The sequence below is a fragment of the Mycobacterium sp. PSTR-4-N genome, from assembly GCF_022348085.1.
Lineage (GTDB): Bacteria > Actinomycetota > Actinomycetes > Mycobacteriales > Mycobacteriaceae > Mycobacterium.
Window position 1 is genome coordinate 37001 of sequence record NZ_JAKRFN010000021.1, and the last position, 15151, is coordinate 52151.

The following is a 15151-nucleotide window of genomic DNA, read 5'->3' on the forward strand; positions in this document are numbered from 1 at the left end:
TCGGTGAGCACGGGGTCCCACTTCGTTATCTCAGACGGCGTGATCTCGGACGGCGTGATGTCGGTCGAGTTCACGGGACCCCCTGGAGCGCGATGACTGGAACGTGTTCTAGTTTTGGCCAGTCTACCCAAGGGATGGCCGGCGCCGTGCCGACCATCCTGTCACTGTGGCGTGCCGGCCAGGTGTGCCTTCACTGTTCGGGTCAGTTCGTCACCGAGGATCTCGTTGTCGCCGGCGAACAGGCCGTCGAGGGCGAGCCGGGCGACGACCGCCGGATCGGTCTTCTGATCTGCGGGGATGTAGCTGACCATATCGGTGTCCATGTAGCCGACGTGCAGTGCCGCGACGTGGATGCCGCGCGGTGCCAGCTCGGCGCGTACCGCATCGGTGAGCGCCCAGCCGGCGGCTTTGGCCGCCGAGTACGCGCCGCTGGTCGCGGGGTGGTACCAGGAGAGCACGGACAGCACGTTGAGGATGCGACCGCCACCGTTTCGTTCCAGTACGGGCACGAAGGCCCGGGTGACGCCAAGGGTGCCGAAGTAATGAGTCTCCATCTCCAGCCGGATGTCCTCGATCGGGCCGTCGAGCAGCCCCGCCTGAGTGGAGACCCCGGCGTTGTTGATCACGACGTTGACGTCGCTCGCGGTCTCGGCGGCGCGGCGGACGGATTCGGGGTCGGTGATGTCGAGCTGCAGCGGGATCGCCCCGGGCAGGTCGACGCTCTCCGGGTTGCGCGCCGCGGCGTACACGGTCGCTCCGCGTTCGAGGAGCTGTTCGGCGAAGCGGCGGCCGAGGCCGCGGTTGGCGCCGGTGACGAGTGCGGTGATGTGGTCGGTGGTCATGTCGGGCTCCCTTGATGTCACTGCTGGGTATAGCACACTGAACGCAGGAGGGTCGCCGAAAAGTCCGGCATCGAAAAGAACGCGGGGGAGGGCACCGGACGGTAGGTTGATGCGCAATGTGGCGGGACCCGGTCGGGGGCTCCCGCCACAGGGCTTTCCGGCCTGTTTCGGTCCCGCGGCACAGCAGGAATCGTCATGGTGGCCACGGCGATCGGCGACGATACTCGGATTCCGTGACGGAACCTTCGGGGCGCGATCGGCTGCGTGAACTCCTCGACGCGGTCACCGCCGCGGACAACGGAGATGTCGGGTCGATGGCCCGCAGTAGCCACGCGTCGGAATTCCACTTCTCGCGGGAGGTGCGGCGGCTCACCGGCGAATCCCCGGCGGCGCTGCGGCGCCGCGTCATGCTCGAACGGGCGGCCTGGCGGCTGCAGCGCGGCGAACCGGTGGCGGCCGTCGCCGCCGCGGAGGGCTGGTCGTCCGCCGAGGTGTTCTCCCGGGCGTTCCGGCGCACCTACGGCCGCCCACCCTCGCAGGCCGCCGATGTGCACTTCCGTCTGCCCGCGCCCAACGGGCTGCACTTCCACCCGCCGCAGGCGCTCTGGATCGACAGCACGCCGTCTCCGGCCGCCGTGCCGGATGTGACGGCTCTGATGATCGACCACGACCTCGCCGACACCGAGCACCTGCTCGGCCGCGCCACGCGGTTGAGCCCGCAGCAGTGGACGGCGCCGATCCGGCCGGGCCAGACGGTGCTGGACTGGGATGGCCCCGAACCGAGCGTCGGGGCCGTGCTCGGCGCGATCGTCTGGAGCAAACAGGTGTGGCTGGCCACCATCGCCGGAGAGGACTTCCCGGCGCGGGCCCCTACCCGGTCGGTCGGCGCCGCTGCTCTCGCGGCCTTCCACACCGACATCGGAAAGCGTTGGCGCACAACGATCGCGGACTACGCCGCGGCGGGCAGGCTCGGCGACACCGTCATCGACGCCCTGTGCGAACCGCCGGAATCGTTCCCGCTGTACGGGATCGTCGCGCACGTCCTGACCTATTCGGCGCACCGCCGGGAACTGGCCCGGACGATGCTCGCCGAGCACGGCGTCGACACCGGCCGCGGCGATCCCCTGGACTGGATGAGGACCTGACATGGCATGCATCTACTACACCGCCTCGAGCCTCGACGGTTTCGTGGCCGACGAGCACGCGAGCCTGCAGTGGCTCGTCACCCGCGACATCGACGCCGACGGTCCCTTCGCCATCGACCCGTTCCTGGCGTCGGTGGGCGCGCTCGTGATGGGCGCCGACACCTACGAGTGGATTCTGGCCAACCACCCGGGGGAGTGGATGTACCGCCAGCCGTCCTGGGTGATGACGCACCGCCCGGAGATCGTCGACCCCGGCCACGCCGTGCACACGTTCGCGGGCGAGGTCACCGACCTGTTCCCGACGCTCGTCGAGGCGGCCGGAGATGGGCACGTCTGGGTGGTGGGCGGCGGCGAGGTGGCCGCGCAGTTCGTCGGGGCGGGACTGGTGGACGAGATGATCGTGTCGTATGCGCCGTGCACGCTGGGCGCCGGCTCGCCGGTGCTGCCTGCGCGCTCGGAGTGGACGCTGGTCTCCACGGCCCGCAACGCCGATTTCGTCTGCGCGCACTGGCGTAAAGCCTGACGGGAGCGCCGTTTCGGCATAGTCTGGCCCACCATGGGCCACTACCGCAGCAACGTCCGCGACATCGAGTTCAACCTGTTCGAGACGCTGGCGCTGGAGAAGGTGCTCGCGACGGGTGACTTCTCCGATCTCGACGGCGACTCGGTGCGGCAGATGCTGCACGAGGCCGCCAAGCTGGCCGAGGGTCCGCTGGCCGAATCCTTCGCCGAGACCGACCGCACGCCTCCCACGTTCGACCCGGCCACCCACGTCGTCAGCATCCCCGAGCCGTTCAAGAAGACGTTCCGCGCCTGGCGCGACGGCGAGTGGTCGCGGGTCGGCATGGTGTCCGACATCGGAGGCGTCCCGGTGCCGTCGATGGTCGAGTGGGCGATCAACGAGTTCGCTCTGGGTGCGCAGCCCGCGGTGTTCCTGTACTCGGCCGGCCCCAAGATGGCCGACATCCTCTACGCGATCGGCAATGAGCAGCAACGGCATTGGGCCTCGCTGATGATCGAGCGGGACTGGGGCGCGACGATGGTGCTCACCGAACCCGACGCCGGTTCGGACGTCGGCGCCGGCCGCACGAAGGCCGTCGAGCAACCCGACGGCACCTGGCACATCGACGGCGTCAAACGGTTCATCACCAACGGCGACGGCGACGACCTGTTCGACAACATCGTGCACATGGTTCTCGCTCGCCCGGAGGGTGCAGGCCCGGGAACCAAGGGCTTGAGTTTGTTCATCGTGCCCAAGTACCACTTCGACCCGCAGACCGGTGAGCTCGGCGAGCGCAACGGTGTCTTCGTCACCGGGCTCGAGCACAAGATGGGTCTGAAGGCCTCGGCGACGTGCGAGCTGACGTTCGGCCAGCACGGCACCCCGGCGGTGGGCTGGCTGGTCAACGACACCCACAACGGCATCGCACAGATGTTCAAGGTTATCGAGTACGCGCGAATGATGGTGGGCACCAAGGCGATTGCGACCCTGTCGACCGGGTACCTGAACGCGCTGGAGTACGCGAAGTCGCGTGTGCAGGGCGCCGATCTGACCCAGATGACCGACAAGTCGGCGCCGCGGGTGACGATCATCCACCATCCCGACGTGCGCCGGGCGTTGCTCACGCAGAAGGCGTATGCCGAAGGGCTGCGGGCGCTGTACCTCTACACCGCCGCCCACCAGGATCCGGCGGTGGCGGCGGTGGTGTCGGGCGCCGACGCGTCGATGGCCGACCGGGTCAACGACCTGCTGCTGCCGATCGTCAAGGGGGTGGGGTCGGAGCGGGCCTACCAGTGCCTGACCGAATCGCTGCAGACCCTCGGCGGCTCGGGCTTCCTGCAGGACTATCCGCTCGAGCAGTACATCCGCGACGCCAAGATCGACTCGCTCTACGAGGGCACCACCGCGATCCAGGCGCAGGATTTCTTCTTCCGCAAGATCGCCCGCGATCAAGGAGGCGCGCTGCTGCATGTGGTGACGCAGATCCGGGCGTTCCTCGACGATGGCGCGGCCCGTCCGGAACTGGCAGAGGGTCGCGCGCTGCTCGCGACCGCGGTCGCGGATGTGCAGGCCATGGTCGCGGCGATGACGAAGTACCTGATCGATTCGCAGCAGAACCCGCAGGAGCTGTACCGGGTGGGGCTGGAGTCGGTGCCGTTCCTGCTGGCGGTCGGCGACCTGCTGCTGGGCTGGCAGCTGCTGCATCAGGCCGAGATCGCGCTGACTGCGCTGGACGGCTCGCCGAGCGCACGCGATCGCGACTTCTACACGGGCAAGGTGGCGACCGCGCTGTTCTTCGCCAAGAACATGCTGCCGGTGCTGACGGCGCGGCGGGCGATCCTCGAGGCGGTCGACCTGACGGCCATGGACGTCCCCGAAGCCGCGTTCTAGGGTCCCGTGTTTTCGGCGACCAGACGCGAACTCGAGCTCTTCGCGGCGTGTCGCGCTCGAGTTCGCGTCTTCTCGCGGGAAGAAAGTGAGCCCTCGCGGCCCCGATGAGTTTCCCGCAACGGGCCGGTCTGCATCCGCATGACCGACGACACCGACATCCGCACCGTCATCGACCGCTGGATCGAGGCGATTCGCGCGCGTGACATCGACGGCGTCATCGCCGCGCACACCGACGACGTCGTGCTGTACGACGTGCCGCCACCTCAAGAGGGCGTCTACGGCATCGATGCGTATCGGCAGACCTGGCCGGAGTTCTTCGAATGGATCGCCGGCGGTGCAGTGCTCGAACTACTCATGCTCGACGTCATCGCCGGCGACACCGTCGCCTACGCGTTCGGCCTGTTCCGCGCCGGCATGCCCGAGGACATCGCGGCCCATCCGGAGAACCGGCTGCGCAGCACGTTCGGCATGCGCAAGGTCGACGGCGCGTGGCTGATCGCCCACGAGCACCACTCGATGCCCCACACCCCTTAGCGCGACAAGACGCGAACTCGAGTGGACACGCCGAGAGACCACTCGAGTTCGCGTCTGGTCGCGGGGAGAACTAGGCCGGGGTGTAGCCGAACGGCAGCAGGATCGACTTCGGCTCGCAGTACGCCTCGATGCCCTCGGTGCCGTTCTCGCGCCCGATGCCGGAGTTCTTGAACCCGCCGAACGGCGCCCCCGGGTCGAAGGCGTACATGTTGACCGCGTAGGTGCCGGTGCGGATTCGCCGCGCGATGCGCAGCGCCCGATCGTGATCGGTGGTGTACACCGACCCGGCCAGGCCGTACACGGAGTCGTTGGCGATGCGTACCGCGTCGTCCTCATCCTCGTAAGGAATCACCGCCAGCACCGGCCCGAAGATCTCCTCCTGGGCGATCGTCATCGAGTTGTCGACATCGGCGAACACCGTCGGCTGCACGTACCAGCCGCTGTCCAGACCCTCGGGACGCTGACCGCCGACGACCACGCGGGCACCTTCCTCCACACCCTTCTTGATGTAGCCCTCGACCCGTTCGCGCTGCTTCTCGCTGATCAGCGGGCCGATCATCGCGGCCGGATCGGTCGGCAGCCCCGGCAGCATCCCCGACACCGCGGCCGACAGCTTCTCGACCACCTCGTCGTAGCGCGAGCGCGGCGCCAGGATGCGGGTCTGTCCGACGCACGCCTGTCCGGAGTTCATCAGGCCGGAGAACACCAGCATCGGGAGTGTGGAATCCAGGTCGGCGTCCTCGAGGATGATCGCCGCGGACTTGCCGCCCAGCTCGAGCGTGCACGGCTTGAGCTTCTCGGCGGCGATCTTGGCGATCTCCTTGCCCACTGCCGAGGACCCGGTGAACGTGAACTTGTCCAGCTCCGGGTTGTTGGTCAGCGCCCGGCCCGTCTCCGGCCCACCCGGCACGATCGACAGCACGCCTTCGGGCAGCCCGGCTTCGGCGAACGCCTCGGCCATCGCGAACACCGACAGCGGGGTCTCGGCGGCGGGCTTCAGCACGATCGTGCACCCGGCCAGCAGCGCCGGGCCCAGCTTGTTGGCCGCCAGGAAGAACGGCACATTCCATGCGGTCACAGCCCCGACGACACCGATCGGCTCGCGCACCACCAGGGTCTGGCCGTAGATGCCGTCGCGGATCTCCTGCCAGGTGAACTTGTCGGCCGCGCCGGCGAAGTACTGGAACGCCGACATCGCGGCGCCGTACTGCATCATGTCGACGATCGTCGGCGGCTGCCCCGTCTCCGCGGCGAGCAGGAACTTCAGCTCATCGGCGCGCTCCTCGAGGATCTTGACCGCGCGGGCCAGCACCTCTTGGCGTTCGGCAGGCGACATCTGCGGCCACGGGCCGTCGTCGAAGGCCTTGCGGGCGGCCGCGCAGGCCGCCTCGACGTCCGCGGCAGACGCCAGCGGCACCTTGCCGACCAGCTCACCGGTGGCGGGGGAGTGCACCTCGATGACGTCCGAGGTGGCCGGCTCGACCCATTTACCGCCGATGAACAACTTGTCCCACTCGGTCCGGAATGCGGTGCTCTGTGTCATAGACGTCACACTACCTACGAACAGCGCTAAGTAGAACCTGTTGCAGTTCGCCGATTCAGGACGGCGACAACACCAGCACCAGGTTGCTCACCGCGAACTCCCGCAGCCCCGGCAACCGGACCACGCGCCAGGCCCATCGCGGGTGGTAGCGCGGAAATGCCGCGATGAGCGCGCCGGTGCCGCGCGCCCAGCGCAGGCCATCGCGCGCATGCACGGCGAACAACGACGAGCCGTAGTCGTTCTTGGGTCGGTGGCCGTGCCGGCGGGCGTAGCGGTCGGCGGCGCGCTGCCCGCCGAGGTAATGCGTCAACCCCATCTCGTGGCCGCCGAACGGTCCCAGCCACACCGTGTACGACAGCACCGCGAGCCCGCCCGGCCGGGTGACCCGCAGCATCTCCTCACCCAGGCGCCACGGCTGCGCGACGTGCTCAGCGACGTTGGAGGACAGGCAGATGTCGACGCTGTGGTCGCGGAACGGCAGCGCGGTACCGGAGGCGCGGACGAACGATCCCGCGCGCTCGTGGGTGCGCGGCGCCGCGGCGTGCATCTCCCGCGGGTCGGGTTCCACGCCGACGTAGCGCATCCCGGCCTCGGTGAACGCCGACGCGAAGTAGCCGGGGCCGCCGCCGACGTCGAGGACGGTCCGGCCGGCGGTGACGGCCCCGGTGACGCCGGTCCAGAGGTCGGCGACGAGTGCGACGGTGTCGTCGGCCAGCGCGCCGTAGAACCGGTCCGGGTCGCTCTGCTCGAAGCGAAAGGCCGACAGCAACCGCAACGAGCGCGCCAGCGTCGCCCGTCGGGCGAACAGTTCCGTAGCGACCACCCGGCCACCCTAGGCACACCGCTAGTCTGAACACCGATGTCCGCCCCCCTGAACTCCGTGTTGCTGCTGTGCTGGCGCGACACCGGGCACCCGCAGGGTGGCGGCAGTGAGACGTATCTGCAGCGCATCGGTACGCACCTCGCCGAGTCCGGGGTGCGGGTCACGCTGCGCACCGCCCGCTACCCCGGCGCCGCCCGCCGCGAGGTGGTCGACGGTGTGGAGATCCAGCGCCGAGGCGGGCCCTATTCGGTGTACGTGCGGGCGGGGTTGGCCATGGTGGCCGGCCGGCTGGGTGTGGGCCCACTGCGTAGGGCCAAGCCCGACGTCGTCGTCGACACGCAGAACGGCCTGCCGTTCCTGGCCCGCCTGGCCTACGGCCGCCGCGCCGTGGTGCTGGTGCACCACTGCCACCGCGAACAGTGGCCGGTGGCAGGCCCGATGAAGAGCCGCATCGGGTGGTTCGTCGAATCGCGCCTGTCGCCGCGGCTGCACCGGCGCAATCAGTACGTGACGGTGTCGCTGCCGTCGGCTCGGGACCTGACGGATCTGGGTGTGCGCGCCGACCACGTCGCGGTGGTGCGCAACGGCGTCGATGACGCGCCGCCGGAGTCGTTGACGGCGCCCCGCTCGGCGACGCCCCGCGTGGTCGTGCTGTCGCGGCTGGTGCCGCACAAGCAGATCGAGGACGCACTGGACGCGGTCGCGCGACTGCGCGGCCGGATTCCGGACCTGCACCTCGACGTGGTGGGCGGCGGCTGGTGGGCGCAGCCCTTGCTCGATCATGCGGAGAAGTTGGGCATCTCCCACGCGGTGACGTTCCACGGCCACGTGGACGATGCGACCAAACACGATCTGCTGCAACAGAGTTGGGTGAACCTGTTGCCGTCTCGCAAGGAAGGCTGGGGGTTGGCCGTGATCGAGGCCGCCCAGCACGGGGTGCCGACGATCGGGTACCGCTCCTCGGGTGGGCTGTCCGATTCGATCGTCGACGGGGTGACCGGGGTGCTGGTCGACGACGTCGACGATCTGGTCGACGGACTGCACCGGTTGCTGACCGATCACGTGTTGCGCGAACAGCTCGGTGCGAAAGCTCGGGTGCGCAGCTCGGAATTCTCCTGGGAGCAGAGCGCCGACGCGATGGCGGCTGTGCTCGGCGCGGTGCAGGCGGGCGGCCGGGTCAGCGGCCTGGTGTGAGCAGGGTCAACGCGACCGCCGCGACGCCCGCACATGCGGCCATCGTGATCGCCATCGGCACGGCGGTGTGGCTGCCGGCGAGCCCGACGAGCGGTGAGACCACGGCAGCCAGGGCGTACTGGAGCACCCCGAGGGCCGCCGAACCCGCGTCCGCGGCGCGGCGCACCTGATCGAGTGCCGGCGATGTGGCATTTGCGACAAACAGACCCAAGCTGGCCACCGTGCACCAGAGCGCCAGCAGCAGCACCCAACATGGCCCCGGTCTTCAGAAGCCGGGGCGCCCCGAACCTCGCCACGATGCGCGCGTTCCCGCGTTCAATGCGAGCAGCCCGAACGCGATGGCGGCGACGGCGATTCCGATACCCACCGGCGAGAGTCCCAGCACGTTCTGCAGGACGAACGGGGACGCCGAGATGAACGCGAACATCACCGAGAAACCGAACGCGAACGTCAACGCACAGCCGAGGAAGGACCGGTTCCCGAGCACCCCCAGGATGCCGGCGCCTGCTCGCTCGGAACGTGCTGCCGCCGGACAGGTTTCAGACAACACGATCGTCGCTCCGAGAACCATCAGGGCACTCAGCGCGGCCAGGATCCAGAAGATTCCTCGCCACCCGATGATGCCGGCGACGGACCCGCCGATCAACGGCGCCACGATGGGCGCGGCCCCGTTGATGATCATCATCAAGCTGAATGCCCCTGCCGCAGAAGCACCTTCGGATCGGTCCGCGACGATCGCCCGGCTGAGCACAACCCCGGCGGCTCCGCCGAGGCCCTGCAGGATGCGACAGCCGACCAGGACCTCCAGGGACGGGGCGAGTGCGCAGGCCGCGCCGGCCGCGGTGCTCAGCAGCGTGCCGGCGATCAGCAAGCGGTGTCGGCCCCACCGGTCCGACAGCGGACCGACCAACTGACCGACCGCCATCCCGACCATGAACCCGAGCAGCGTCAACTGCATCCGGGACGCGTCGGCGCCGAACTCGCCCGCCATTGCAGGCAGCGTCGGCAGGTACAAGTCCACCGAGAGGGGGCCAACCGCGGTGAGGAGCGCGAGAACCGCCAGCCATGCCCGGGGCAGCGTCGACGGCGTCGTCATGGCCCCAACGCGGGGGCCAGCAGGACGGCCTCGTTGCCCGGCGGTGGCGCGGCGGCCGGTTGGCCCGCCGTACCACTGCCCGATGAGATCTCGTTCGAGATCGGAGCCGCGCTGGGCGTGCCGGCGATGACCGCGCACCGCTGCCTGTTCGCCGACGGTCGTCTCGAAGGTCGCCGGGTTCTGGTTCACGGTGGAGCTGGGGCGGTGGGCCTGGCGGCCATTCAACTCGCCACCTGGAGGGGCGCCACAGTGGCGGCGACGGTGCGCAGAGCCGAGCACGCGGATACGGCGCGTTTCGCGGGCGCCGAGTCAGTGGTCGTCGCCGGAAGTGACGACATGTCGCAGCTGCGAACAATTCTCGGCGGCCGTGGCGCGGACCGCATCGTCGACGTGGCAATCGGTGTCAACCTCGACACCGATCTCGCCGCACTGGCCGACGGCGGCGTCATCAGCGCCTACGCGACCGAATCCCCGTCAGACGAGGTCTGTCTGCCCATCGTGCGGGCGATGGTCGCCAACGCGGCCGTGCGCTTCGTCTACGTGTACACGGTGCCCGTGGAGGGCAAGGCAGCCGCCGTCGCCGACATCGGAGACTGCCTGCGCGACGGGGGTCTTCGTCCCCGGATCGGTTTGGTGGTGCCGCTGGCGCGTACCGTCGACGCACACCTCGCCGTGGAGGCCGGGACCGCATCCGGCAGGGTGCTGATCCGCCTCGTCGACGACGCTGCCGACGAGTGAATGCCTCAGCGCCCCAGCCGGTCTGCGGCACGGTTCAATCGTTCCTCGAGGGTGAGGAGACTTTCCTCGATCGCCTGGCAGGATGCGGCATCCAAGCCGCCGACCGCAGCGTCTTCGAGTTCGGCCCAGATGCGCTCGACGCGCTGACGCAGAGCGACGCTCGCCGGCGTGGGTTCGATCAGCGAGGCCCGCTTGTCGGTCGGCGTCGGGACGCGGCGCACGAATCCTGCGCTCTCCAATCGTCGGATCGTTCTCGTCATCGTGGCAGCGTCCGAGTCGAGGACGCGGACGAGATCGACTTGCCGTTGCGGGCCTGCCTGCCACAGATGCATCATCACGATCTCCTGCCCGGGATGCAGCCCCACCTCCCTGAGCAGGTGTCCGGCGATCATCCGGTGCAGCCGTGCGACCCGGAAGATCGCGTGGCTGATGGGGCCACTCTCCGCGGCCGCCGGGACCGGGACGCTGGATTCGAGCTCAGCCCCCGATGGGTCACCGGCAGCCGATGAGCGCTTCATGTCCAGGCAGCTTACTCGGCCCCGGTGAGCCCCGGAGTCACTCCGCAAAAAGGAGAAAAACAGTTTTTTCATGGGTTTTCGCCGGTGGGAATGAACGCCTCGGTTTACCTGTTCGGACAGGTATCCGAGACATCTTGATGAAAGGGAGAATCATGACCACTGCTTTCGACCCCATTACGGTGGGCGGTATCGCACTGAAGAATCGAATCGTCATGTCGCCGATGACCCGCAGCCGTGCGTACGGCGCGGGTGCGACGCCAACACCCAGCATGGCTGAGTACTACCGGCAGCGGGCCGGCGCGGGTCTGATCATCACCGAGGGCACGCAGCCGTCGGTGATCGGTCAGGGATATCCCAACACCCCGGGCCTGCACTCGGACGAACAGGTGCAGGCATGGCGGGCAGTCACCGACGCGGTGCATGCCGACGGCGGTGTGATCTTCGCTCAGCTGATGCACACGGGTCGCGTCGGACACCCGAGCTTGCTCCCGCCCGGGATGGTCCCCGTGGGTCCCTCACCGGTCGCTGCGGTAGGCGAAGTGTTCACCCTCGAGGGCATGCAGCCCTTCGTGACTCCCGAAGAGCTCGACGAAGATCAGATCACCCAGACAGTGCTCGACTTCGCGCAGGCCGCACGCAACGCCGTCGCCGCCGGATTCGACGGCGTCGAGGTGCACGGAGCCAACGGCTATCTGCTGCATCAATTCCTGTCGTCCAACGCCAACTTGCGCACCGACCGGTGGGGTGGGTCGGTCGACAATCGCCTCCGCTTGACTCTGCGTGTCGTCGAGGCCGTGACAGCCGCGATCGGTGCGGACCGCGTCGGTCTGCGCATCTCCCCGGCCAACCCGCTCAACGACATTCACGAAGACGACTACCACGAGACGTATCGCGCGCTGGTCGACGCTCTGGCGCCGAGGAAGTTGGCCTACCTGCACGTGATGGAAGTGGGTGATCGCGACTTCACCAACGAGCTGCGCAACCGCTTCGGCGGGACCTTCATCCTCAACCCGGCAACACCTGGACGCATCACCGGTCCAAGCGAATTGGGCCTCGCCGAGGACGGCACCGCCGACCTCGTGGCGTTCGGAGCCGCGTTCCTGGCCAATCCCGATCTGCCGCTGCGCCTGGCCACCGGTGCGCCGCTCAACACTCCCGACCGTGCCACCTTCTACGGCGGTGACGATCGCGGGTACACCGATTACCCCACGCTGGATGCCGTACCGACCGCCTGACGTCGAGCCACAGAGAAAGAGGAGAGCGACATGAGTTCGACATTCGAAGGCCGCGTCGCGCTGGTGACCGGCGGAAGCCGGGGTATCGGTGCCGCGATCGCGTCGCGCCTGGCCGACGGCGGCGCCGCGGTCGCGGTCAATTACCGGGCCAACGCCGGCGCAGCGGAGAAACTCGTCGACGAGCTGCGTGCGCGCGGACACCGCGCGGCGTCGTTCGGCGGCGACGTGACCGACCCCGCTCAGATCGCCGATGTCGTCGCCCGCGTCGTCGAGGAGTTCGGCGCTTTGCACCTGTTGGCCAGCAACGCAGGCGTGGAGCACTTCGCCCCACTGGCGGACATCACCGCCGCCGACTTCGAGAATGTGTTCCGCACCAACGTCGGTGGCCAGTTGTTCGCCGTACAGGCAGCGGCGGCCGTCATGCCGCCGGGAAGTCGGATCGTGCTGACCTCTTCGGTCAGCGCCCGCATCGCGGTGCATCACCACGCGTTGTACGCCGCCAGCAAGGCCGCCGTCTCGGCGATGGCGCTCAACCTGGCACCGGAATTGGCCGAGGCGGGTATCGCTGTCAACGCCGTTGCCCCCGGCGGAACTGCCACCGACATGGCCGCCGAGAACGGGGCGGACTATGTCCATCCCGCGCTGGCCCACGTCGCCCCGGACGACGTGACCCGTTCGATGAATGCCCTCGGTCGGCTCGCGCGCCCTGAAGAGATCGCGGACACGGTCTGCTTCCTGCTGTCCGAGCGGGCCTCCTACATCACCGGCTCCACGCTGGACGTCGCAGGCGGGTGGATGCGATGACCGACTACGGACGCGAACTGCAGTTCGGGGTGTTCGTGACCCCGAGCCCTGGCCTCCTCGAGAACAGTTACGCCATCGCTGAGCTCGCCGACCAACACCTGGATTTCATCGGCGTACAGGACCATCCCTATCAGAAGGACTTCCTGGAAGCCTGGGCGTTCATCGCCACACTGCTGGCTAGGACCGACCGCGTACGGTTGGTGCCCGACGTGGCGAACCTCCCGTTGCACAACCCCGCGGTTCTGGCCAAGACGGCAGCGAGCCTTGACGTCATCTCCGGCGGTCGGGTCGAATTGGCTCTCGGGGCGGGAGCGTTCTGGGATGCGATCGTGGCCATGGGTGGTCCGCGGCGTACGCCGGGCGAGGCGGCCCGAGCCCTGCGCGACGCGGTCGAAGTGACGAGACTGATGTGGTCGGGGCAGCGGTCGGTCAGATACGACGGAGACATCTACCGGGTGCACGGCGTGCACCCGGGGCCTCGGCCAGCCCACGACATGCAGATCTGGTTGGGAGTGGGCGGACCCAAGCTGCTCAGGTACCTCGGTGGCCACGCAGACGGCTGGCTACCGTCGAACTCCTACTTCCCGCCGGAGGCGCTCGACGGCATGAACCAGCAGATCGACCGCGGCGCAGCCGAGGCCGGCCGCGACCCGGCGTCAATCGTGCGCGCGTACAACGTCTTCGGAGAAATCAGCGACCACGAGTCCAGCGAACCGTTCCGCGGAACGGTCGCCCAATGGACCCATGACCTGACGGAGCTCGCCGTCGAGACCGGTATGGACACGTTCATCTTCGGTGCCCCAGACGATGATCTCGACCAGACGCGACGGTTTGCCCATGACATCGTGCCCGCGGTGCGTGACGCAATCGCTGAGAGCAGGAGTTCTCGTCGATCATGAGGTGAGGACCACGACTCCTCGCGTCCGTCCATCGATGAGTTCGGTGGCCTTCACCTGTCCGTACGTTTCTCAGTGTGACGACGCCCAGACGATGGCGACCAGTGCGGTGGCACTGGACATGGCGACGACATTGCCGATGAACGGATGGAAATCTGCGGGCAGTCGGCGCGCGATCGCCGCTGCGAGCGGCGGTCCGATCACAGCGCCGACGACTGCGCCGACCACGATCGACGACAGCGAACCGCCGCCCATGAGCACGGTGGCGGGAGCGATGGACACCACTGGGACGAACGTCGGGTACCAGCCGTGCTTCGCCCATTGTCGGTGCCACAGCGTCACCGACAGTGCCGAGGTCATGATCTGCGCGCCCAGGAGCTGCGGCAGGAGTTCTCCCGCACCGCTGGTCAGCGTGGGAGACAGCAGATAGGAGAGGGCGGTGCCGAAAAGCAGTGCAGCGCCGGCTGTCTCATTTCCGATGAACTGCGCTTCGGTGAAATCGGCCAACATGCGGCGGGCCAGCCACTTCGGACCCAGCGGTGCGGAGTCTCGGAATGTGTGTGGTGACGTCGCCCGGCAGCGGGGCACGGCGACGAGCCTCTTCGGCATCCACCGAAGATGGCGACACAGTGCGAAGGCGACGAGCGCACTGACCCACATGCCGGTGGTGGCCCCGATGACGGTGGGCAGCCCCAGCGGGCGACAGGCGAAGTTCACCGCCGCGAGCGCAAGAGGTGTGGTGAGGCATGCCCCGAGTGCGGCGCCGGTGAGGAGCACCGGCGTACTGCCGCCGTAGATCAGCACGACCGCAGCGGACACGGAGGCGAAAGGCACGAAGGTGGGCTGCCAGGTCCCGGACACGCCGATGGTCCAGCCCCACGCCACGTTGCTGAGCACCAATCCCAGGGCCGCGCTGCCCAGGGCCCGTGGGAGCAACGCGGTGCCTGACGCGACGGGGAACCCAGCCCAGCGACTCTTGCGGATGGAGGCCCCGTGGGAGGTGTATCCACCGAGCAGCATCAGGGCGCCGGCCAGTGCTGAGTGTGCGAAGCCCGGCTCGGTTGTGTCGCCGAGGGTCCACAGAAGGAACGCTCCGACATCGCAGTAGTGGCCCGTCCAGGTTCTGGTCCCCGGCATGACCGCCGGCATCGCGGTCTGCGCTCGCTGAAGACCCGCCAACAGCACCATCGCGACAACGACGGTCGCTGCCGCGGTCAGCCCCAGGATTGCCGGATGAGATCGCGACCGTGGGCTCGGCGATGTCGAGACGATGCCGTGGCGGTCCCGGCCGGGGTGGGTCATCGGAGCCCGGTATCGCGTGAAACCGGCTCGTCTCCAATGACTCTCATTCTGCGGTTAAGCTGCCTGATGACTCGGTCGCCCAGCACGTG

The 15151-nt window shown here is 68.4% G+C and carries 16 protein-coding genes; 9 read left to right on the forward strand and 7 right to left on the reverse strand.

Annotated features, from left to right (window positions below):
* Positions 1 to 161: 161 nt before the first annotated feature.
* Entirely contained in the window at positions 162 to 842 is a 681-nt protein-coding gene (locus tag MHN84_RS23095; protein ID WP_241206851.1) for an SDR family oxidoreductase, read from the reverse strand.
* A gap of 233 nt (positions 843 to 1075) precedes the next feature.
* Between MHN84_RS23095 and MHN84_RS23100 the strand changes: the two genes are divergently transcribed.
* The 4 genes from MHN84_RS23100 to MHN84_RS23115 all read left to right on the forward strand — a co-directional run bounded on the left by MHN84_RS23100 (position 1076) and on the right by MHN84_RS23115 (position 4913).
* Positions 1076 to 1987 carry a helix-turn-helix domain-containing protein gene (locus MHN84_RS23100; RefSeq protein ID WP_241206852.1) on the forward strand — a complete coding sequence of 304 codons (912 nt, stop codon included), beginning with the start codon at positions 1076 to 1078 and terminating at the stop codon, positions 1985 to 1987.
* A 1-nt stretch (position 1988) separates the two neighbouring features.
* Positions 1989 to 2510: a dihydrofolate reductase family protein gene (locus MHN84_RS23105; RefSeq protein WP_241206853.1), complete on the forward strand. Its 522-nt coding sequence runs from the start codon at positions 1989 to 1991 to the stop codon at positions 2508 to 2510.
* A gap of 33 nt (positions 2511 to 2543) precedes the next feature.
* Positions 2544 to 4379, forward strand: coding sequence for an acyl-CoA dehydrogenase (locus MHN84_RS23110; protein WP_241206854.1), 1836 nt, complete (start codon positions 2544 to 2546; stop codon positions 4377 to 4379).
* Between the two features lie 138 nt (positions 4380 to 4517).
* A complete protein-coding gene (locus tag MHN84_RS23115) occupies positions 4518 to 4913 on the forward strand; it encodes an SgcJ/EcaC family oxidoreductase (RefSeq protein ID WP_241206855.1) in 396 nt (131 codons plus the stop codon).
* 70 nt (positions 4914 to 4983) lie between these two features.
* On the opposite strand, the gene MHN84_RS23120 is transcribed toward MHN84_RS23115, so the two are convergent.
* Complete coding sequence (locus tag MHN84_RS23120) at positions 4984 to 6456, reverse strand: aldehyde dehydrogenase (RefSeq protein ID WP_241206856.1); 1473 nt, start codon at positions 6454 to 6456, stop codon at positions 4984 to 4986.
* A gap of 55 nt (positions 6457 to 6511) precedes the next feature.
* Positions 6512 to 7279, reverse strand: coding sequence for a class I SAM-dependent methyltransferase (locus tag MHN84_RS23125; protein ID WP_241206857.1), 768 nt, complete (start codon positions 7277 to 7279; stop codon positions 6512 to 6514).
* Between the two features lie 36 nt (positions 7280 to 7315).
* Between MHN84_RS23125 and MHN84_RS23130 the strand changes: the two genes are divergently transcribed.
* Positions 7316 to 8473, forward strand: a complete 1158-nt coding sequence (locus MHN84_RS23130; protein ID WP_241206858.1) for a glycosyltransferase family 4 protein — start codon at positions 7316 to 7318, stop codon at positions 8471 to 8473.
* Here MHN84_RS23130 and MHN84_RS29910 read toward each other — a convergent pair.
* Complete coding sequence (locus MHN84_RS29910; protein ID WP_308192983.1) at positions 8457 to 8684, reverse strand: hypothetical protein; 228 nt, start codon at positions 8682 to 8684, stop codon at positions 8457 to 8459. The genes MHN84_RS23130 and MHN84_RS29910 overlap by 17 nt on opposite strands.
* Positions 8685 to 8738: 54 nt before the next feature.
* On the reverse strand, positions 8739 to 9569 hold the full coding sequence (locus MHN84_RS23135) for an MFS transporter (RefSeq protein ID WP_308192984.1): 831 nt from the start codon (positions 9567 to 9569) through the stop codon (positions 8739 to 8741).
* A gap of 33 nt (positions 9570 to 9602) precedes the next feature.
* On the opposite strand from MHN84_RS23135, the gene MHN84_RS23145 reads away from it, so the two are divergent.
* Positions 9603 to 10307: a zinc-binding dehydrogenase gene (locus MHN84_RS23145; RefSeq protein ID WP_304654339.1), complete on the forward strand. Its 705-nt coding sequence runs from the start codon at positions 9603 to 9605 to the stop codon at positions 10305 to 10307.
* A gap of 5 nt (positions 10308 to 10312) precedes the next feature.
* On the opposite strand, the gene MHN84_RS23150 is transcribed toward MHN84_RS23145, so the two are convergent.
* Positions 10313 to 10825, reverse strand: a complete 513-nt coding sequence (locus MHN84_RS23150) for a MarR family winged helix-turn-helix transcriptional regulator (protein WP_241206859.1) — start codon at positions 10823 to 10825, stop codon at positions 10313 to 10315.
* A 152-nt stretch (positions 10826 to 10977) separates the two neighbouring features.
* Between MHN84_RS23150 and MHN84_RS23155 the strand changes: the two genes are divergently transcribed.
* Genes MHN84_RS23155 through MHN84_RS23165 form a run of 3 tightly spaced genes read left to right on the forward strand, consistent with a single transcriptional unit; the run spans position 10978 to position 13763 of the window.
* The gene (locus MHN84_RS23155) at positions 10978 to 12060 is read left to right on the forward strand and encodes an alkene reductase (protein ID WP_241206860.1); all 1083 of its coding nucleotides are present in this window, start codon (positions 10978 to 10980) and stop codon (positions 12058 to 12060) included.
* Between the two features lie 30 nt (positions 12061 to 12090).
* Positions 12091 to 12864 (forward strand): SDR family NAD(P)-dependent oxidoreductase, encoded by a 774-nt coding sequence (locus MHN84_RS23160; protein ID WP_241206861.1) that lies wholly within the window; start codon positions 12091 to 12093, stop codon positions 12862 to 12864.
* Positions 12861 to 13763 (forward strand): LLM class flavin-dependent oxidoreductase, encoded by a 903-nt coding sequence (locus tag MHN84_RS23165; RefSeq protein WP_241206862.1) that lies wholly within the window; start codon positions 12861 to 12863, stop codon positions 13761 to 13763. The genes MHN84_RS23160 and MHN84_RS23165 overlap by 4 nt, the downstream gene beginning before the upstream one ends.
* A 69-nt stretch (positions 13764 to 13832) precedes the next feature.
* Here MHN84_RS23165 and MHN84_RS23170 read toward each other — a convergent pair whose 3' ends face one another.
* Positions 13833 to 15062: a hypothetical protein gene (locus MHN84_RS23170; protein ID WP_241206863.1), complete on the reverse strand. Its 1230-nt coding sequence runs from the start codon at positions 15060 to 15062 to the stop codon at positions 13833 to 13835.
* Between the last annotated feature and the right edge of the window lie 89 nt (positions 15063 to 15151).

Coding starts and splice junctions, on each gene's coding strand:
- MHN84_RS23120 (WP_241206856.1), bottom strand. CDS start 6,456: ATGACACAGAGCACCGCATTCCGGACCGAGTGGGACAAGTTGTTCATC.
- MHN84_RS23165 (WP_241206862.1), top strand. CDS start 12,861: ATGACCGACTACGGACGCGAACTGCAGTTCGGGGTGTTCGTGACCCCG.
- MHN84_RS23135 (WP_308192984.1), bottom strand. CDS start 9,569: ATGACGACGCCGTCGACGCTGCCCCGGGCATGGCTGGCGGTTCTCGCG.
- MHN84_RS23110 (WP_241206854.1), top strand. CDS start 2,544: ATGGGCCACTACCGCAGCAACGTCCGCGACATCGAGTTCAACCTGTTC.
- MHN84_RS23115 (WP_241206855.1), top strand. CDS start 4,518: ATGACCGACGACACCGACATCCGCACCGTCATCGACCGCTGGATCGAG.
- MHN84_RS23160 (WP_241206861.1), top strand. CDS start 12,091: ATGAGTTCGACATTCGAAGGCCGCGTCGCGCTGGTGACCGGCGGAAGC.
- MHN84_RS23170 (WP_241206863.1), bottom strand. CDS start 15,062: ATGACCCACCCCGGCCGGGACCGCCACGGCATCGTCTCGACATCGCCG.
- MHN84_RS23150 (WP_241206859.1), bottom strand. CDS start 10,825: ATGAAGCGCTCATCGGCTGCCGGTGACCCATCGGGGGCTGAGCTCGAA.
- MHN84_RS23105 (WP_241206853.1), top strand. CDS start 1,989: ATGGCATGCATCTACTACACCGCCTCGAGCCTCGACGGTTTCGTGGCC.
- MHN84_RS23155 (WP_241206860.1), top strand. CDS start 10,978: ATGACCACTGCTTTCGACCCCATTACGGTGGGCGGTATCGCACTGAAG.
- MHN84_RS23095 (WP_241206851.1), bottom strand. CDS start 842: ATGACCACCGACCACATCACCGCACTCGTCACCGGCGCCAACCGCGGC.
- MHN84_RS23130 (WP_241206858.1), top strand. CDS start 7,316: ATGTCCGCCCCCCTGAACTCCGTGTTGCTGCTGTGCTGGCGCGACACC.